The sequence below is a fragment of the Micrococcus sp. Mcc89 genome (assembly GCF_024519795.1).
GTDB lineage: Bacteria > Actinomycetota > Actinomycetes > Actinomycetales > Micrococcaceae > Micrococcus > Micrococcus luteus.
Window position 1 is genome coordinate 25,958 of sequence record NZ_JALJRI010000117.1, and the last position, 18,548, is coordinate 44,505.

Sequence of the window (18,548 nt, forward strand, 5' to 3'; positions counted from 1 at the left end):
GCGGCCGGTCTGTCAGTCAGCGTGTCCGAGAGGGCACGTGAGCGGCGAGGTGGTCTCCTGTGATTCGTCTGAGTTGGAGGGGCCGATTGGGGGCGCCTGAAGGTCAGTTCGGCTGTGCATTCCTGTGTGCGGAGAAAGAGAGCCTCCAGTGAGGAAGCGCGGTCGTGCGCCCCCAGTGTATACAGAGACAAGTGGTTGAGCTGGCCAACAAGCGTCTTGACGTGGTCACCAGCGAACGTCGATGTTGATATGTGGACAACATCTGTGGACAGTGTACGTCTAGGGTGTGCGGCTGTAGATGCCTCTGCGGTGCTGATGAGCCCTGCTCAGTCTCCTGTCGCGTCTGACGACTGGGCACGGGGACGGCGTGTGAATGGTGACTGCGGTGGAGGCCCCCCGGGAAGCCCGCGGCGGCTCCGTGCGGGATGGGGCGGGCCGTGTGGTTCTGTCTTGCAGCGACGTGGGAACCAGGGCGTCGAGTAATCGGCCGGTCGCCGGGGGTTTCACGTGAAACACGGTGGTTCCGCGCTCACCTAGCGTCGATCCCTGACCGCAGCTGTACGCGGATGGAGGCATTGAAGACCCAGTTTCCCCACGAGGCGGTCCTGAAACTTTGATGGGCGGCCTCAGCTGACAGGACGGATGGAGTCAGTGGGTGGGGTGGAGCGCCGGCCGCGTCACTGTACTGCCGCCCGTGACATCGGCGACCACATCGAGCAGTACTGTCAACGGCGGAAGTGGATGCTCGCTGCCCCGACATGCGACCCGCGACCCGGCGTTCCCTCCCAGCCGTTTCACGTGAAACTGAACGACCGGTGATCGGGGCTCACTAGATCGAGCCAGTACCATCAGCGACGCGGCAAGTCTGAACCTCTCAAGATATAGAGGACCCTGCGCACGCCGGCCTCGGGGTGCGACCCGCTGGTGGGCGAGCTTCCATGGATGAGCGCACGGTCGAATCTTCGAACGATACGTTTCACGTGAAACGAGCTTCGGGTGAAAGCGCCGTGCCGCGAGGTCACAATCCCAGGCGATCCAGGGAGCACACGATCCGTGCCGGGAGCGAGCTGACTGAGAATGGCGCAGGAATGTGGCACTGACTTGCGGGTGAGCGAGCACGTGGCCCACCCGAACTCATGTCGTACTTGGATGACAGACTCGTCCGTGTTTCACGTGAAACGCGGATGGTGAAGCAGCGTTCAATTCGTGAGCTGCGCGGGTGTGAGGAAGCACTGACGGCGAAGCGACGAGCAGGCCGAGCTCATCCGTTCGGCGATTCGAGTGTTCACATCACACCGCGGGGAAGTGGGACGAGTGCTTCGCTGCTGGTCCGCCATTGCGCGTCCGATGAAGCACATCATCATGCGGGTAGCCAGCGATCTGAGTACCGTCCGCACGGAGGGCTGATCGGCCCGGGAGTACATGAAAAACAAACTGAACAACCGTGATTCTGATACCGCCCGCTCGTCGACGCGGGCTCGCGTTTCATGTGAAACGAGTGAACCTCGAGAGGGAACACGAGGAGGTCTTGAGGATTGCAGCGGCACCCTTCCGAAGCGCCCCCACTCGGAGTGTTCCACGTGAAACACTCACGCCCGCAGCAGCTGCCGCCGGCGCGCCCACCTCCTGCCGTCCGGGCCCAGTACGGACGGTTCATGCCAGAACCGAGGCCTGAACATCACCGTGCCCCTTGCACGTGTCAGGCCCTCGCGCGCCCCCGGCGGCCAGGGCCAGAGCACCTTGAGGAGTGCCTTCCGTCGCTCGGGACCATCGAGACCAGGCCGCTCACCTACACTGATCGCAGACCCACTCACTGCAGGAGGACCCGTTGAAGACGAGCCGTCGAGGAGGCCTGGGGCGAGGCCTCGGCGCCCTGATCCAGAGCACTGTAGAAGCCCCGGAAGAGAACGCCGAGGCCTCCTCCCCGAAGGACTCTGCGGTGCCGGTGAAGAGCGGCCCGAAGGCTGCCGCGGCAGCGGAGGCCACCACGACATCGACGCGGAGCACCGCGACGACCGAGACGCCAGGGGAGTCCAACGAGCCCGCCCCGTCGGCCTCGCCGCGGAAGACCGCGGGCCGAACGACACAGGCCGGGAAATCAACGGCTGCGACTGGCCGGAACGCCACGTCCGCCACGAAGGCAGGGCCCACCTCGTCGAAGCGTGCCTCGCGACCCGCGCAGCGTCCCGTCGACGTGTTCTTCTCCGCAGACTCCGAGGATGCACCCGCGGCGCGGCCGACCAAGGGGCGTCCGGCCATGCCGACGGTGAAGGCGCCCAGCAAGCGTGCCACCTCCGCGACGTCGTCGAGGAAGGAACCGGCGGACTCGACCGCGGACCCCGTCGCGGCCGAGGGGACCGTGTCCGCGGACATCGCGGTCCTGCGGGAGATCCCGGTGGGGGACATCCACCCCAACCCGCGGCAGCCGCGTGAGGTGTTCGACGAGGACCACATGGCGGAACTGGTCACCTCGATCCGCGAGGTCGGCATCCTGCAGCCGATCGTCGTACGCGAGGTGGACGGCCCCACCCCCTATGAGCTGATCATGGGCGAGCGCCGGTGGCGCGCCACCCAGAAGGCCGGCCTGGACACCATCCCGGCGATCGTCCGCCAGACCCCGGACCAGGACCTCCTGCGGGATGCTCTGCTGGAGAACCTGCACCGCTCCCAGCTGAACCCGCTCGAAGAGGCCGCCGCCTACCAGCAGCTCATGGAGGACTTCGCCTGCACGCAGGAGGAGCTCTCCCAGCGCATCGGCCGCTCCCGTCCGCAGATCTCCAACACGCTGCGGCTGCTCAAGCTGCCGCCCCTCGTGCAGCGCCGCGTGGCCGCCGGCACGCTCTCGGCCGGCCACGCGCGTGCGCTGCTCGGACTCACGGACCCGTCGGACATGGAGCGTCTCGCGCAGCGGATCCAGTCGGAGGGCTTGTCCGTCCGGGCCACGGAGGAGGCGGTCGCGCAGCTGCAGGGCGGGCTCCGGCCGGGCCGCACGCCGCGGCGCAGCACGGACGACGCCCGCCACGAGCGCCTGGACCACTACGCCACCGCGCTCACCAGCCGCCTGGACACCGCCGTGAAGATCACCCTCGGCGCGCGCAAGGGCCGCATCGCCATCGACTTCACCACCGTGGAGGATCTGAACCGCATCATGGACCTCATCCAGGGCGGTCAGGACGGCAAGGGGAAGGGCAAGAAGTCCTGATCCGGACTTCCCGCGGACGGCGTCCACGGGCACCCGCCGCTGGTCCTGAAGATCAACGCACGACGGCCCCGTCACCCTCTCGGGTGACGGGGCCGTCGTGGTGAGTGGGGGAGGGGCTCAGCCGAGCAGGGCCGAGAACTCCTTCTCCAGCGCGGCCTTGGGCTTGGCGCCCACGGACTCGGCGACCTTCTCGCCGTTCTGGAAGCCCACGACGAGCGGGATGGAGGTGACGCCGTAGCGCGCGGCGATGGCCGGGTTCTCGTCCACGTTGAGCTTGGCGATCACGGCCTTGCCCTCGTGCTCCACGGCCATGTCCTCCAGGACGGGCCCGAGCATGCGGCACGGGCCGCACCACTCGGCCCAGAAGTCCACGAGGACGGGCAGCTCGGACTGGAGGACCTTCTGGTCGAAGTCGGCGTCGGTGACGGTGATGGTGCTCATGGCAGCCTCCTGGGGGTTGTTCTGTGTCTGACGGGGGTGGACAGGGGTGTTATCGACATGACTCATGACGCCCTGTCAGGGGTGATGAGTCAGTGGCTCATGCCGGAACCGCGTCCGACTCCGGGCCGGCCGGCGCGGCCTCCTCCACATCGGCCACGGTCGCGAGGTAGTGCTCCACGTCCTGGGCGGCCACGCAGCCCGAGCCGGCGGCGGTGATGGCCTGGCGGTAGGTGTGGTCCGTGACGTCGCCGGCGGCGAAGACGCCCGGCTGGGAGGTCCGCGAGGACGGATGGTCGATGCGGATCGTGCCGTGCTCCGTGAGCTCCACCTGGCCCTGCACCAGGTCCGTGCGCGGGTCCTGGCCGATGGCCACGAACAGGCCGGTCACGTCCAGCGTGGACGCCTCGCCGGTGCGGGTGTCCCGCAGGCGGAGGGTGTTGACCTTGTCGTCACCGGTCACCTCCGTGACCTCGGTGTTCCAGCGGAACTCGATCTTCTCGTTCTCCATGGCGCGGTGGGCCATCACCTTGGAGGCGCGCAGCTCGTCCTTGCGGACCAGCACGGTCACCTTGGACGCGAACTTCGTGAGGAACAGGGCCTCCTCCATGGCGGAGTCGCCGCCGCCCACGACCGCGATCTCCTGCTCGCGGAAGAAGAAGCCGTCGCACGTGGCGCACCAGCTGACGCCGTGGCCGGAGAGGCGCTCCTCGCCGGGAACGCCGAGCTTCCGGTAGGCGGAGCCGGTCGTGAGGATGACCGCGTGGGTGCGCAGCTGGGTGCCGTCGCCGAGCGTGAGCACCTTGGGGTTCGACGTCAGGTCGGCCTGCACGACGTCGTCGTAGACCACCTCCGTGTTGAACCGGCGGGCCTGGGCCTCGAGGTTCGCCATCAGCTCGGGCCCCTGCACACCCTCCGGGAAGCCCGGAAAGTTCTCCACCTCGGTGGTGTTCATCAGCTCGCCGCCCGCGGTCACCGCCCCGGCCACGAGGACGGGGGAGAGGTCGGCGCGGGCGGTGTAGATCGCCGCGGTGTATCCGGCGGGGCCGGATCCGACGATCACGACGTTGTGGACGCTCTGGTCCTGGGCGGTGGGGGCCACGGGTTCCTCCAGTGGATCGGGGTGGTGGACGCTCCTCCAGGACAACGGCGGAGCCACGGGCGGGTATTCCGCGGTGTCGGGCCGCGGTGCAGCGACGTCCGGCGACGGCGGCCGGAAGGTCCGGCGCGCCGTCGCCTGGGCGCGGGGTCAGCGGACGGCGATCTCGCCGAGGCGCAGGCCGAACGGGAGGTCCGACGTCGTGCCCTCCAGCTGGGGCAGCGAGGTGAGGCTGACGATCACGTACTCGGCCTCGGCCTCGGAGCCCTCGAACGGCACGGGGATGGAGACGGTGTCCTGGTCGAAGGTGCCGTTGCCGATCTCCTGGGCGTTCGCGCCCTCGGGGGAGTCGGCGATGTACGCGAACCAGGCGCCACCGGTGGCCCCCGTGCTCTGCAGGGTCACCTCGTTCACCTCGGTGCGCTCCTCGAGCTGGACCACGAGGTTCATGCTCTCCACATAGCCGCCGAAGTTCGGCCGTGCGTAGGCGAAGGTGCGCCACACGGTGGTGGGGTCGCCGTCGATGAGGTTGCTCAGGTCCGCGTCGTGCTCGGCCTCGTGCTCCGGCAGGTCCGGCACCGAGCGCAGGGCCTGGACGGGCTGCGGGGCGGCCGCGGCGCTCTCGCTGGTCGGGGTGGGGGAGGGGCTGGTGCTCTCCGACGGCGACGGGGTGTCCGATGCGGACTCGGACGACCCGGACCCGGACGACGCGGCCGCGGCCTGCGGGGTCGGCCCGCCGCGCAGGTTCTGGGCCAGCAGCACCCCGCCCACGACGAGTGCGGCGAGCAGGCCGACCACGAGGACCAGAGCCAGCGGACCGCCGCCGCGCGTGCGGCCGTGGCCGTCGCCCGGGTCGGCCACCGTGGCGCCGTCACCACTCCCGGTGGTGGCCGGGGCGGCCTGGGCATCCGGAGCCGCGGCGGCGGCCGTCGAACCGGCAGCCGCGGCACCCGCCGCCGTTGCGGCCCCGGCCGCGGCAGCCACCGGAGCGGCCGTGCCGCGCGACTCCTCACGGACGGTGGGCGCGGACTCGGCCACGATCGCTCGGCGGGGGACGGGGCGCTGGCGCCGCACCGGGATCGCCTCGGTGTCCGGGGCGACCGGCTCCGGCGCGTCGGTCTTCTCGGCCGCCACGGGCTCGACGGGCTCGACGGGCTCGACGGGCGGCGTGGCCCCGTCGGCATCGGCGTCGGTGGTCTGCGCGGCGGCGGCCCCCGCCGCGACAGCCGGGAGTGCGGCGGTGCCCGCCTGGGCCTCGCGCTTCTCAGCTTCGCGCTCCGCGGCCTCGCGTTCCTGGGCCGCGCGCTTCTCAGCCTCGCGCCGCTCGGCCTCCCGGGCCCGCTCCTCCTCGGCACGACGGCGGGCCTCGGCCCGGCGCTCGAGCTCGCGGCGCTCGGCCTCCTCCCGCTCCGCGGCCAGCCGGGCCTGCTCGGCCTCTCGCTCGCGCGCGGCCCGATCCTCAGCCTCCTGCTCCGCCTGGCGACGGGCGCGCTCGGCCTCGGCGCGGCGCTCCTCCTCGGCACGCTCCTCAGCCTCCCGGCGCTCGCGTTCTGCGCGCTCGGCGGCCTCCTTGCGCTCCCGCTCGGCCCGCTCCGCGGCCTCCCGTTCGGCGCGGGCCCTCTCCTCAGCCTCCTTGCGCTCCCGCTCGGCCCGCTCGGCGGCCTCCCGCTCCGCCCGCTCGCGCTCCTCCTGCTGCTTCCGGGTGGCGGCGTCCGCCGCGGCCAGGGCCGACGCCCCGGCGGCCGCCTTCGCCGCGGTGCCGTCGGAGGGACGGACCCGCTCGGCGAGGCGCTCGGAGAGGCGGTTCAGGAACCCGGGACGACGCTGGGCCTCGTCCTCGTCCGCGCGGAGCCGGCGGTCGAGGTCGGTGTAGTACGCCTCGTCGTCGTCGTAGGCGTGGGGGTCTCCGGTCCGCGACTCGCCGAACAGCTCGGAGCCGAGGCTGTCCGTCTGGAACGGCTCCACGTACAGCTCCTGCGGGTACGCCAGACCCAGCAGGACGTCCGGGTCGGGGTCCCCGCCGGCGATCAGGTACGTGCGGCCCTCGGACAGCCCCAGGTCGAGCACCTGCACGTCGTCGGTGCGCTCGCCCGTGGCCAGCTCCCGCGCGGACGAGGCCACCTGCGTGGCGTTCTCACGTGAGGCCACGAGCACGGTGACGCGGCGGTTGAGCACCTGGTCCGTGCCCAGGAACACCATGTCCTGGTCCGCGGACGTCACCACGTGCTGGGTGATGCGATAGCGGCCGCCCAGGACGGCGCCGACGGCGATGGGCTGGGGCACGGGCTCTTCTCCTGACGACGGGGTCGGAATCCGATGATACGTGGCGTGGCCGTCGCGGCCAGAGATCAGCCGACGCGCAGCAGACGACCCAGCGCCGGCACGCGGGCGACGAGCGGCCGGAGGGCGTCGTCCAGCTCGGGGAACCGCATGGCCCGCAGCACCATCAGGTACACCGGACCCATCGCCACGGCCGCCACCGCGCACGTGAGCAGCGCCGTCCCGATGGAGTTCCACGCGAACCCGCCGGTGTACCCGCCCAGCAGCCACACGACGACGACGCCCGCGGCCGCCGCGGCCAGCGCGGCCAGGCCGGTCTGGACGTGGGCACGCAGCACGGATGCGAGGCCGTAGTCCCCGAACCGGCGCACGGTGAGCACATGGGTCAGGACGAACTGGTACACGTACGAGACGGACGAGGCGACCGCGACCCACAGGGCCATGGACCACAGCGGCAGCAGCGTCGCGCCCGCCCACGAGAGCAGCAGCATCAGGAGCGAGCCGCTGACCTGGACCACCATCGGCACCTTGGCGTCCTCGGCGGCGTAGAACACGCGCAGCAGGTAGAAGGAGCCCGAGCGGAACGGGATGGACAGCGCCAGCGCGAGAAGGACCGAGCCCACCGCGACGCCGGCCACCATCGCCGTCTCGGCCGTCGAGCCGAAGACGCGGCCCAGGGGGCCCGCCAGGACCACCACGCCGGCGAGGCAGAACATCAGCGGCACGGTGAACGCGCGCAGACCCTGCGCCGTCGTGCGCCGCACCGCGGACATGTCCTGGCGGCCCATGGCGCGGGCCAGCCGGTTGAAGAGCACGGTGGCCAGGGAGAGCACGAACACCGAATGGGGCAGCACGGCCATCAGCATCGCCATGTTGTACGCGGCCACACCGGGGATGGCCGCCTGCGCCATCTCGGCGCTCCAGGTCTCCGTGCCGGGGATGCGCAGCTCGCCGCGGTCGCGGGCCTCCGTGGCGGAGGTGACGTACCGCTGGCACAGCAGGAGCACCACGTTCGTGGCGACCATCGTGATCAGGGTGTACCCGGCGATCCGGCCGGTGTCCCGCAGGCCGATGCCCTTCCAGCCGAACCGCGGGCGCAGACCCAGGCCGAGCCCGCGCAGCGGCAGGAAGAGGATCACGGCCTGCAGCACGACGCCCAGGGTGTGGCCGCCGGCCAGCACGACCGTCTGTGCGCTCGTCCACCCGGCGAGGTCGTCCCCGGCCCGGTACGCCCCGAACATGCCCAGGTACAGCACGATCGCGCCGATCGCGACGACGTTGTTCAGCACCGGCGCCCACATGTAGGCGCCGAAGCGCCCGTTGGCGTTGAGCACCTGCCCCACCAGCGCGTACATGCCGTAGAAGAACACCTGGGGCAGACACCACAGGGCGAACACGGTGGCCATCTCGAGCTTCTCCGGCGACCAGCCGCGGGTCAGGGCCGTCATGAGCGGGGCCGCCGCCAGCATGACCACCACCGTGCCGGCGAGCATCACGAGCGTGCCGAGCGTCATCAGGCGGGAGGTGTAGTCCGCGCCCCGGTCGGCGTCGCGGGCGTGCTTGATCAGCTGCGGCACGAGCACGACGTTGAACACGCCGCCCACCAGGAGCAGGTAGATCACGTTCGGCAGGGAGTTGGCGATCTCGAAGATGTCGGCCATGTCCGCGGACAGGCCGATCGCCACCGTCACCAGCGTCGCACGGACGAGGCCCAGCACGCGGGAGAGGAGCGTGCCGGAGGCCATGATCGCGGTGGACCGGCCGGCGCGGCGCTCGCCCTCGGGGGTCTCGTCCGCGGGGTCCACGGCGGCCGGATCCGTGGCGGGGGCGGGGTCCGTCGTCGTCGGCTCCTCGTCGGCGACGCCGGCGTGGGCGGGGTCCTGCGCTCGGCGCGGGGCGGGTCTGCTGCTCAAGGGTCACCCAATCGTGGTCGGAAGGCCCCGTGCCGGGGGCGGTGGATCAGGGGCGGGGGCCCCGGGCACCGCCCGGGGGGAAGTGCTGGTCGACCACCTGGCGGGCCAGGTCGACGATCCGGCGCTCGTTGGCGAAGGAGAGGCGGCGCGCGACGTCCTCAAGGCGCACCCACGCGACGTCCACGGCCTCGTGGTCCGGGTCGTTCTCCGTGGTCAGCTCGCCGCCCGTGGCGCGCAGCAGGAAGTGGTGCACGGTCTTGTGGACGCGGTGCCGGGCGACTGTGAACCAGTAGTCGATCGCGCCGAGCGGCTCGAGGATGTGGCCGGCGATCCCGGTCTCCTCCTCCACCTCGCGCACGGCCGCCTGCCGGTGGTCCTCCTCGCCCTCGGGATGGCCCTTGGGCAGGCACCACTCGAGCCGGCCACCGCGGTTGTAGCGGGCGATCACGGCCACCTCGAGGCCGCCGTCGTGCTCGCGGACGATGACGCCGCCGGCGGAGACCTCCTCCACCGTGGGCAGGGAGGCGGCACCGGCGGAACGGGGTCCCGCGGGGGCCGGGGTGACGGGGCGCAGAGGCGGCTGCGGCCGGCGACGCCACGCCCCCAGCGCGGAGGGCAGGGGGGCGCCCCGGTGCGCGGAGGGATCGGGGCGGGTCATGCCGTCAACTCTAGCCCGGCCCGCGCGGGCCCGTGCCGGGACCGTCTGGCACCCTTGTAGGCATCATGGATCTGACCACCGCCACCCACGCGCTGCCCCCCGGCTTCCCCGCGGACGCCACCCTGCCCGCCGTCGTCGTGGAGCTGGGGCGGAGGTTCGAGGCCGCCGGCCACGAGCTCTCCCTGGTGGGCGGCCCGGTCCGCGACCTCTTCCTGGGGCGGACGTCGCCGGACCTGGACTTCACCACGAACGCCGACCCGGACGCGTCCGAGGCCGTGGGCGCCGGCTGGGCGGACGCCACGTGGGACGTGGGGCGGCGGTTCGGGACCATCGGCTTCCGCAAGGCCGGCTGGCAGCTCGAGGTCACCACCTACCGGGCCGAGCAGTACGACCCGGCCAGCCGCAAGCCGCAGGTGGCCTTCGGCGACAGCCTCGAGGACGACCTGCTGCGCCGCGACTTCACCGTCAACGCCATGGCCCTGCGCCTGCCCGCCCTCGAGCTCGTGGACCCCTTCGGCGGCATGCGGGACCTGCACGCCGGCGTGCTGCGCACCCCCGGCACCCCCGAGGACTCCTTCTCCGACGACCCGCTGCGCATGATGCGCGCCGCCCGGTTCGCCTCCCAGCTCGGCTTCGCCGTGGCCCCCGAGGTGGAGGAGGCCATGGCCGCGATGGCCGAGCGGATCACGATCATCTCCGCCGAACGCGTCCGCGAGGAGCTCGTCAAGCTCGTGTGCGGGGCGCACCCGCGCGCCGGCCTCGACCTGCTCGTGCGCACCGGCCTGGCCGACCACGTCCTGCCCGAGCTGCCCGCCCTGCAGCTCGAGTCGGACGAGCACCACCGCCACAAGGACGTCTACGCCCACTCCCTGACCGTGCTGGAGCAGGCCATGGAGCTGGAGGGTGAGTACGCGCCGTCGACCCCCGACCCCGTGCTGCGCCTGGCGGCGCTGCTGCACGACGTCGGCAAGCCGGCCACGCGCCGCTTCGAGAAGGGCGGGGCCGTCACCTTCCGGCACCACGAGACCGTGGGGGCCAAGCTCGTCCGCAAGCGGCTGCGTGCCCTGAAGTTCGACAACGACACCATCAAGGCGGTGGCCCGTCTGGTGGAGCTGCACATGCGGTTCTACGGCTACGGCGACGCCGGCTGGACCGACTCCGCCGTCCGCCGGTACGCCCACGACGCCGGCGACCTGCTGCCCCGCCTGCACGCGCTGACCCGCTCGGACGTGACCACCCGCAACCGGCGCAAGGCCGAGCGGCTGGCCCACGCGTACGACGACCTCGAGCGGCGCATCGCCGAGATCGCCGAGGCCGAGGAGCTCGCCGCCGTGCGGCCGGACCTGGACGGGCAGCAGATCATGGCGCTGCTGGGGATCCGCCCGGGCCCGGTGGTGGGGCGGGCGTACAACCACCTGCTCGAGTGGCGCCTCGACGAGGGCCCGCACGAGCAGGCCGAGGCCGAGGCGGAGCTGCGGCGCTGGTGGGCCGAGCAGCCGGAGGCCCAGCAGGACTGAGGCGGCGCGGCGGGCCTTCCACCCGTCGTCGGGCCGGGACCACACTGGCCGCATGGCTGAGAAGAAGGCCGAGAAGAACGGCGCCCCCATGGGCCCCGGCACCTCCAGCATCAAGGACCCCGAGGTCTACGAGGCGCTGCGCCGCGAGGGCGCGAGCGAGGAGAAGGCCGCACGGATCGCCAACGCCTCCGCCCGGGACGGCCGGGACGAGGTCGCCGAGCGCGGCGGCGAGGCCGGCTCCTACGAGGACTGGACCAAGGACGAGCTCGAGAAGCGGGCCCGCGAGCTCGACATCGAGGGCCGCTCCACCATGACCAAGGACGAGCTCATCGAAGCGCTGCGCGACCACTGACCGGCGCCCGCCCCCCCTTCCGGGGCGGAAACCGGTGCTTTGGGAGCGGAATACCGCCGGAAACCGCCCCCAACGCGGTGGGTGGGTGGGGGATAGCCGGAGGCTTTGGCCCATCCAGGTCGGGATGGAATGATCGACCGCTGTGAGTTCCGACCAGCGCACCGCGCCCGTGCCCCGCCATGCCCTGTCGCCCCAGGACGGCGTGCCCGCCGTCAAGGTCGGCACGCGGGTCAGCCGCGGCCCCGGCCGGGTGACCGCCCTCGACGGGCTGCGGGGGATCGCGGTGCTCGCCGTGCTCGTCTTCCACGCCTGGCCCACCTTCCTGCGCGGCGGGTTCGTGGGCGTGGACATGTTCTTCGTGCTCTCCGGCTTCCTCATCACCACCGGCCTGGTCCGCGGTGTGGACGCGGGCCGGGGCGTGGCGCTGGGCACCTTCTGGATGAAGCGCGTCCGACGACTCATCCCGGCCATGCTGATGGCGCTCGTGGGCACCACCGCGCTCGCGTGGCTGGCGGTGGACGAGTTCCCCGCGGGCCTGGGTCGCCAATGGTTCGGCGCCCTGACCTACACCAGCAACTGGGTGATGATCCTCGAGGGCGGGGACTACTTCAACCGCGCCTCGCCGCCTCTGTTCGAGCACCTGTGGTCCCTGGCGATCGAGGAGCAGTTCTACATCCTCTGGCCCCTGCTCCTCTGGGGGCTGCTCCTGCTCACCTGGCCGCCGCGCAGCACGGTGAACTCGGGGCGGGTGGCGGACCGACGTCGTATCCTCGCGGTCGCGGTCGCGGCCGTGGCCTCCGCGGCGTGGATGGCCTGGGGCTCGTGGCACGGGTTCGAGCAGGCCCGCCTCTACTTCGGCACGGACACCCACGCCTTCGGCCTGCTGTTCGGCGCGTGCGTGGCGATCGGCCTGGCCCATGTGCCCCGGCCCGAGCACGGCGGCCCCGAGCCGCGGACCTCGGCCACGCGGGTGGCTGTCGCGTGGGGCGCCGTCGCGGTGCTCGCGGCGGGCTTCGCCCTGGTCGACGGCGGCCACGCGAGCACGTACCGCGGAGTGCTGGCGGGCCTGTCCGCCGTCGTCGCGTTCATCGTCTGGCACGTGGTGCAGGGCGACCGGCGCGACTCGCTCTCGCGCGCGCTGGGCAACGGGTTCCTGCGCTGGTGGGGGCGCCGCTCCTACGCCGCGTACCTGTGGCACTGGCCGCTGCTCGTGATCATGCGCGTGATGGTGCCCGTGGACGCCCCCGGGTGGGTCGAGCCCGTGGCCGCCGGCGCGATCCTGCTGCTGACCGCCCTGATCGCCGACCTGAGCACCCGGCTGATCGAGGAGCCCATCCTCCACGAGGGGTTCAGGGGCGCCTTCGGCCGCTGGGGCGCGGCCGCGCGGCGGGCGTTCACGGGCGGGGCCGGGCCGATCGGCCGGCTCGCGGCCGCCGCCACTGCGCTGGGGCTCGTGGCCGTCCCCACGGCGGCCGTGGCCGCCGTGGTGCACTCGCCCGCGCAGACCCAGCTCGAGCAGGACATCGCCCAGGCGGAGGAGTCCCTCAAGGCCGCCCAGGCGGCGCAGCAGGCGGCCCGCGAGTCCCGCGCGGCGGAGCAGTCGAAGCGGGCCGAGGCGTCGGCCTCGGCCTCGCCCGGCTCGGCCGCCCCCGGGGACGCGGAGAGCTCCGCCGGCGCGACGTCCTCGCCCGGATCGTCCGCCGAGCCGTCCGGGCTCGGGCTCGGCGACCCGGCCGTCACGCGCCCCACGTACTCCAAGGAGCAGCTCACCGCGGCCCTGCCGCCGTCCGAGCTCGGCCCGGACGTCACCCTGATCGGCGACTCCGTCTCGCTCTCGGCCGCGCCCACGCTCATGGAGCAGCTGCCGGGGATGCTGCTCGAGGCAGAGGTGGGCTACCAGATCTGGGACGCCGCGGACGAGCTCGAGAAGCTCAAGGCGGACGGCCAGCTGAGCGACGTCGTCGTGGTGGCCCTGGGCGCCAACGGCACCACCCATCGGGGCGACTGGGAGAAGATCCTGGCGGCCGTCGGCGAGGACCGGCTGCTCGTGCTCGTCGTCCCGCACGGCCCGATGGACTGGATCGCGGACGTGCAGGTGCAGATGGAGGCGCAGGCCAAGGCCCACCCGGACCGGATCGTCCTGGCGGACTGGGACGCCGCGGCGAAGCAGCACGTCACGGACTTCTCCGCCGACGGCGTGCACCCCCGCGCCGACGGCCAGGCCATGTACGCCCAGCTCGTCCGGCTCACCATCGAGGACCGGCTCGGCGCGCGGCGCTGAGCGCGGTGGCCGGGGCGGCGCGCGCCCCCACGACGACGCCGGCCCGTCACCTCCACGGGGAGGGTGACGGGCCGGCGTCGTGCGCGGTCCGCGGGGACCGGGCGGGTCAGCGCTCGATGTCGCCGCGGATGAAGGCCTCCACGAGCTCGTGCGCCGCGTCGTCGTTGTGCTGCACGGGCGGGGACTTCATGAAGTAGGACGAGGCCGAGAGGATCGGGCCGCCGATGCCGCGGTCCAGGGCGATCTTCGCGGCGCGCACGGCGTCGATGATCACGCCGGCCGAGTTGGGGGAGTCCCACACCTCGAGCTTGTACTCGAGCGAGACCGGGGCGTCGCCGAAGTTGCGGCCCTCGAGGCGCACGAACGCCCACTTGCGGTCGTCGAGCCAGGCCACGTAGTCGGACGGGCCGATGTGCACGTCCTTCTCGCCCAGCTGCGCGGAGGTGTTGGAGGTGACGGCCTGCGTCTTGGAGATCTTCTTGGACTCCAGGCGCTCACGCTCGAGCATGTTCTTGAAGTCCATGTTGCCGCCCACGTTGAGCTGGTAGGTGCGGTCCAGGGTGACGCCGCGGTCCTCGAACAGCTTGGCCATCACGCGGTGGGTGATGGTGGCGCCGATCTGGGACTTGATGTCGTCGCCCACGATCGGCACACCCGCGGCGGTGAACTTCTCGGCCCACTCCGGGGTGCCGGCGATGAACACGGGCAGGGCGTTCACGAACGCGACGCCGGCGTCGATCGCGGCCTGGGCGTAGTGCTCGGTGGCCAGCTGCGAGCCGACGGGCAGGTAGCAGACCAGCACGTCCACCTCCGCGTCGCGGAGGGCCTGGGCCACGTCCACGGGCTCGGCCTCCGACTCCTCGATGGTCTCGGCGTAGTACTTGCCGAGGCCGTCCAGGGTGGGGCCGCGCTGGACGGTGACGTCCGCGTGGGGCACGTCCGCGATCTTGATGGTGTTGTTCTCGGAGGCGGTGATGGCCTCGGACAGGTCCAGGCCGACCTTCTTCGCGTCCACGTCGAACGCGGCCACGAACTCGAGGTCGGACACGTGGTAGTCGCCGAACTGCACGTGCATCAGGCCTGGGACCGTGTCCGTGGCCTTCGCCTCGCGGTAGTACTCCACACCCTGGATGAGGGATGTTGCGCAGTTGCCCACGCCGGCGATGGCGACGCGGATGGGATTGGTGGCCACGGTCTGGTTCTCTCCTCGACTGTCCGGAACGGGTGCGGGCACGCGGCGCGCGCAGGGGGGCCCACACCGTTCGGCGGGGCGCTCACCCGGGGATCAACCCCGCCAGTCTACGACCGACGACGGCGGCCCCGCCCGTCCGGTGTCCGGGCGGCTTCCTAGGATGGGGGCATGAGACCGGCCCCCGCGCATGCCGCGACCCCCAGCGAGCCGCCTACTCACGCCGCGGACGGCGCCCCGTGCGACGCCGTGGCCGACCCGGGTGCCCCCGCCGGGCGTTCCGCTGACAGCGCACCGTCCGGGACCCTGCCCGCCCCCGGCGAGCGCGGCGGCCGCTTCCAGCTCGCCGGCGGCCTCGCGGCGAACGGCCCCGGACGGGGGACCGGCTCCTGGGCCGGGCCCGCGGCGCTGACGGGGCTGCTGGTGGCTCTGGCCGCCGTCGTGACCGTGCTGCAGAAGTCGCCGTGCCTGCTGCACGGCTGGGGCGCCCCGGACGTCTACTACGCGGGCTGCTACTCGGACTGGGCCGCGCTCTACGGCGGGCGCGGGTTCGCGGCGGACCCCTGGGCGCCGTTCCGGGCGGGCTCCACGTTCGAGTACCCCGTGCTGATGTCCGTCGTGGGCTCGGTGGCGGCCTGGATCACGCAGGCGCTGCCGTTCTCGCCGGAGCAGGGCACGGTGGTGTTCTGGCTCGTGAACCTCGGGTTCGTGGTGGTGCTGTGGGCCGTCGTCGCGGTGCTGACCGTCCGGATGGCGGGGCGCCGGTGGACGGACGGGCTCATGGTGGCCGTGGCCCCGGGGATCGTGCTGGCCGGCACCATCAACTGGGACCTGTGGGCCGTGGCCCTGCTGGCGTGCGGCATGTACGCGTGGTCGCGCGGCCGGTCCCTGACGGCGGGGGTGCTGTTCGGCCTCGGCGCGGCCATGAAGCTGTATCCGCTGCTGATCCTGGGGCCGCTGCTGATCCTGGCGGTGCGCTCGCGGCGGTGGCGGCCGTTCCTGCTCGCGGCCGGGGGCACGGTGGCGGCGTGGGCGGCGGTCAACGTGCCGCTCATGGCGGTGAACTTCCAGGCGTGGTCCGTGTTCTTCACCTTCTCCGGCGAGCGCGGGCCGGGCCTGTCCAGCGTGTGGCACGCGTGGGACGTGACCGCCGCGCAGGCCGGGTGGGCGTTCGTGCCGGAGGACTCCCTCACCCTGCTGGCCTACGGCACCTTCGCGGTGTGCTGCCTCGGGATCTTCGTGCTCGGCGTGCGGGTGCGGCACACCCCGCGGCTGGCGCAGCTGACGTTCCTGGTGGTGGCGGCGTTCGTGCTCACCAACAAGGTGTACTCACCGCAGTTCGTGGTCTGGCTGATCCCGCTCCTGGCGCTCGCCCTGCCGCGCTGGCGGGACTTCTGGGTGTGGCAGACGGTGGAGGCGCTGCACTTCTTCGCCGTGTGGATGTACCTGGCCAAGGGGGTGGCCGAGACCCCGCCGCAGCACTCCATGGACGACTCCGTCTACGTGGCCGCGATCCTTGCCCACATGCTCGCGGTGCTGTGGCTGTGCGGGCGCGTCGTGTGGGAGATGCTGCACCCGGCGGAGGACCTCGTGAAGCGCGACCACGGCGGCCACCCGGACGCCGACCCGCTCGCCGGCGCGTACGCCGGCCCGGCCCGGGGGCGCTCAGACCGGCCGGCCGCGGTTCAGGCGTAGTCCCAGCGGTGGATCGGGCAGTCCGGGGACGACGGCGCCGCGGTCGTCCCCGCCTCGGCGGCGCCGTCCTCGCGGGGCGGCGGCGGACAGACGCACTGCGCCCCGGAGGCGGCCGTGGCCGCCTTCATCTGCTCGCGCCAGATCACGTGGGGGTCGGTGGCCGGGTCCGCGGCCGCGCCGGGGTGCGCCGGACGCGCGGCGCCGTCGTCGTGGGCGGGGGTGCGGGCCGCGTCCCCGTCCCGGGTGAAGCCCATCCGCACGATGGCCCAGCCGCCCACGGTCCACGCCACCAGGAGGAAGACCCCCACGGCGACGGCGATCATGATGTCCACGGCGGGCTCCTCCTGCGCTGACGGGGCGGGCGATGCGGCCGGGGCCGCTTTCGGGCCAGGGTAGTCGGACGGATGGTGGGGCGCGGTACGGTCGGGTCATGACCCCCGTGACCCGTGACACCGTCGCCGAGCTGCCCGCCCACCTGCGGGACCTGGCCGAGTTCGTGACCGCCTCGCCCTCCAGCTACCACGCCGCGGAGGAGGTCGCACGCCGCCTGGAGGCCGTCGGCTTCACCCGCCTGGACGAGACGGTCGACTTCCCGTCGGCCCCGGGCGGCTACGTGGTGGTGCGCGACGGCGCGGCGGTGGCCTGGATCGTGCCGACGGGTGCCGGGGCGCTGGGCCGCCACGAGGGTGCTGAGGCGCGCGCGGCCGGGCCGGACGAGGCGGGGCAGAGCGCCGGCGTCGTGCCGGTGTTCCGCGTGCTCGGCGCACACACGGACTCGCCGGGGTTCAAGCTCAAGCCGAACCCGGCCACCGTGACGGCCGACGGCTGGGTGCAGGCCGGCGTCGAGGTGTACGGCGGCCCGCTGCTGAACTCGTGGCTGGACCGTGAGCTGCGGTTCGCCGGGCGTCTCGCCCTCGACGACGGCACGCAGGTGCTCGCCGCGACCGGGCCCGTGGGGCGCATCCCGCAGCTGGCCATCCACCTGGACCGCGAGGTCAACGAGGGGCTGACGCTGAAGCGGCAGCGGCACACGAACCCCGTCGTGGGGGCGCTCGCCCCGCGCGGCGAGGGCGCCGGCGAGGCGGAGGCCGACGGTCTGGCCGCCCGCGTGCCCGGTGACGTGCTGACCGCGCTCGCGGCCGCCGCCGGCGTGGACCCGGCCGCGGTGCGCGGGCACGACGTCGTGGTGGCCGACGCCCAGGCGCCCGGACTCTTCGGGCTGGCGGGCGAGTTCTTCGCGTCGGGCCGGCTGGACAACCTGAGCTCGGTGCACGCGGGCCTCGTGGCGCTCGAGGAGCTGGCGCGCGAGCACGGTGGCGCCGAGGGGGCGATCGCGTACGAGGGGACCGTCGCGGGCGGGGTGGCCGGTGAGGCGGCCGGCGCCCCGGTGATCCCGCTGCTCGCCGCGTTCGACCACGAGGAGCTGGGGTCGGCGTCGCGGTCCGGGGCGGCCGGGCCGCTGCTCGAGGAGGTCATGGGGCGCGTGCTCGAGGCGCTCGGCGTGGCCGGGCAGGGCCGGGCGCGGGCGATCGCGGGGTCCTGGCTGCTGTCCGCGGACGCCGGCCACCTGGTGCACCCGAACTACGCCGAGCGGCACGACCCCGTGAACCACCCGCGCGTGAACCACGGCCCGCTGCTGAAGATCAACGCCAACCAGCGCTACGCCACCGACGCGGGGGGTGAGGCCGCGTTCGCCCGCTGGTGCGGCGTGGCGGGGGTGCCGTTCCAGGAGTTCGTCTCCCACAACGACGTCCCCTGCGGCTCCACCATCGGCCCGATCTCGGCGACCCGCCTGGGCATCCGGACCGTGGACGTGGGCCTGGGCCTGCTGTCCATGCACTCGGCGCGCGAGATGTGCGGCGTGCGGGACGTGGAGCACCTGACGGCGGCCGTGCGGGAGTTCTTCCGCGGGGTGTGAGGCTGC

At 72.8% G+C, this 18,548-nt stretch carries 13 protein-coding genes; 6 read left to right on the forward strand and 7 right to left on the reverse strand.

Going from position 1 to position 18,548, the window contains the following annotated elements:
- Nucleotides 1–1,828: 1,828 nt before the first annotated feature.
- Nucleotides 1,829–3,202 carry a ParB/RepB/Spo0J family partition protein gene (locus NR072_RS10780; protein WP_216886381.1) on the forward strand — a complete coding sequence of 458 codons (1,374 nt, stop codon included), beginning with the start codon at nucleotides 1,829–1,831 and terminating at the stop codon, nucleotides 3,200–3,202.
- A 117-nt stretch (nucleotides 3,203–3,319) separates the two neighbouring features.
- Here NR072_RS10780 and trxA read toward each other — a convergent pair whose 3' ends face one another.
- From trxA to NR072_RS10805, 5 genes are all read right to left on the reverse strand, one after another.
- On the reverse strand, nucleotides 3,320–3,709 hold the full coding sequence (gene trxA / locus NR072_RS10785; RefSeq protein WP_327036762.1) for a thioredoxin: 390 nt from the start codon (nucleotides 3,707–3,709) through the stop codon (nucleotides 3,320–3,322).
- Nucleotides 3,710–3,740: 31 nt separating this feature from the next.
- Nucleotides 3,741–4,742, reverse strand: coding sequence for a thioredoxin-disulfide reductase (gene trxB / locus NR072_RS10790; RefSeq protein WP_036337321.1), 1,002 nt, complete (start codon nucleotides 4,740–4,742; stop codon nucleotides 3,741–3,743).
- A gap of 147 nt (nucleotides 4,743–4,889) precedes the next feature.
- Entirely contained in the window at nucleotides 4,890–7,022 is a 2,133-nt protein-coding gene (locus tag NR072_RS10795) for a hypothetical protein (RefSeq protein WP_256837233.1), read from the reverse strand.
- A 65-nt stretch (nucleotides 7,023–7,087) separates the two neighbouring features.
- Nucleotides 7,088–8,932, reverse strand: coding sequence for a murein biosynthesis integral membrane protein MurJ (gene murJ, locus NR072_RS10800; protein WP_256837234.1), 1,845 nt, complete (start codon nucleotides 8,930–8,932; stop codon nucleotides 7,088–7,090).
- A 46-nt stretch (nucleotides 8,933–8,978) separates the two neighbouring features.
- Complete coding sequence (locus NR072_RS10805) at nucleotides 8,979–9,590, reverse strand: NUDIX hydrolase (protein WP_070708931.1); 612 nt, start codon at nucleotides 9,588–9,590, stop codon at nucleotides 8,979–8,981.
- A gap of 65 nt (nucleotides 9,591–9,655) precedes the next feature.
- Between NR072_RS10805 and NR072_RS10810 the strand changes: the two genes are divergently transcribed.
- The 3 genes from NR072_RS10810 to NR072_RS10820 all read left to right on the forward strand — a co-directional run bounded on the left by NR072_RS10810 (nucleotide 9,656) and on the right by NR072_RS10820 (nucleotide 13,740).
- Nucleotides 9,656–11,107: a CCA tRNA nucleotidyltransferase gene (locus tag NR072_RS10810; protein WP_256837239.1), complete on the forward strand. Its 1,452-nt coding sequence runs from the start codon at nucleotides 9,656–9,658 to the stop codon at nucleotides 11,105–11,107.
- Nucleotides 11,108–11,159: 52 nt separating this feature from the next.
- Nucleotides 11,160–11,459, forward strand: a complete 300-nt coding sequence (locus tag NR072_RS10815; RefSeq protein WP_122054785.1) for a Rho termination factor N-terminal domain-containing protein — start codon at nucleotides 11,160–11,162, stop codon at nucleotides 11,457–11,459.
- A 142-nt stretch (nucleotides 11,460–11,601) separates the two neighbouring features.
- Nucleotides 11,602–13,740 carry an acyltransferase family protein gene (locus NR072_RS10820; RefSeq protein WP_231862095.1) on the forward strand — a complete coding sequence of 713 codons (2,139 nt, stop codon included), beginning with the start codon at nucleotides 11,602–11,604 and terminating at the stop codon, nucleotides 13,738–13,740.
- Between the two features lie 106 nt (nucleotides 13,741–13,846).
- On the opposite strand, the gene NR072_RS10825 is transcribed toward NR072_RS10820, so the two are convergent.
- The gene (locus tag NR072_RS10825; protein ID WP_002857798.1) at nucleotides 13,847–14,932 is read right to left on the reverse strand and encodes an inositol-3-phosphate synthase; all 1,086 of its coding nucleotides are present in this window, start codon (nucleotides 14,930–14,932) and stop codon (nucleotides 13,847–13,849) included.
- Nucleotides 14,933–15,100: 168 nt separating this feature from the next.
- Here NR072_RS10825 and NR072_RS10830 point away from each other — a divergent pair, with 168 nt between their 5' ends.
- Entirely contained in the window at nucleotides 15,101–16,624 is a 1,524-nt protein-coding gene (locus NR072_RS10830; RefSeq protein WP_159833615.1) for a glycosyltransferase family 87 protein, read from the forward strand.
- Here the strand turns inward: NR072_RS10830 and NR072_RS10835 are convergent.
- Nucleotides 16,615–16,947, reverse strand: a complete 333-nt coding sequence (locus tag NR072_RS10835; protein ID WP_231862096.1) for a hypothetical protein — start codon at nucleotides 16,945–16,947, stop codon at nucleotides 16,615–16,617. The genes NR072_RS10830 and NR072_RS10835 overlap by 10 nt on opposite strands.
- 107 nt (nucleotides 16,948–17,054) lie before the next feature.
- Between NR072_RS10835 and NR072_RS10840 the strand changes: the two genes are divergently transcribed.
- Nucleotides 17,055–18,542: a M18 family aminopeptidase gene (locus tag NR072_RS10840; RefSeq protein WP_061867472.1), complete on the forward strand. Its 1,488-nt coding sequence runs from the start codon at nucleotides 17,055–17,057 to the stop codon at nucleotides 18,540–18,542.
- The last annotated feature ends 6 nt before the right edge of the window (nucleotides 18,543–18,548 follow it).

What these genes read in the sequence shown, in the direction of transcription:
- trxA (WP_327036762.1), bottom strand. Translation starts at nt 3,709, where the DNA reads ATGAGTCATGTCGATAACACCCCTGTCCACCCCCGTCAGACACAGAAC.
- NR072_RS10805 (WP_070708931.1), bottom strand. Translation starts at nt 9,590, where the DNA reads ATGACCCGCCCCGATCCCTCCGCGCACCGGGGCGCCCCCCTGCCCTCC.
- NR072_RS10810 (WP_256837239.1), top strand. Translation starts at nt 9,656, where the DNA reads ATGGATCTGACCACCGCCACCCACGCGCTGCCCCCCGGCTTCCCCGCG.
- NR072_RS10815 (WP_122054785.1), top strand. Translation starts at nt 11,160, where the DNA reads ATGGCTGAGAAGAAGGCCGAGAAGAACGGCGCCCCCATGGGCCCCGGC.
- NR072_RS10830 (WP_159833615.1), top strand. Translation starts at nt 15,101, where the DNA reads ATGAGACCGGCCCCCGCGCATGCCGCGACCCCCAGCGAGCCGCCTACT.
- NR072_RS10835 (WP_231862096.1), bottom strand. Translation starts at nt 16,947, where the DNA reads ATGATCGCCGTCGCCGTGGGGGTCTTCCTCCTGGTGGCGTGGACCGTG.
- NR072_RS10840 (WP_061867472.1), top strand. Translation starts at nt 17,055, where the DNA reads ATGACCCCCGTGACCCGTGACACCGTCGCCGAGCTGCCCGCCCACCTG.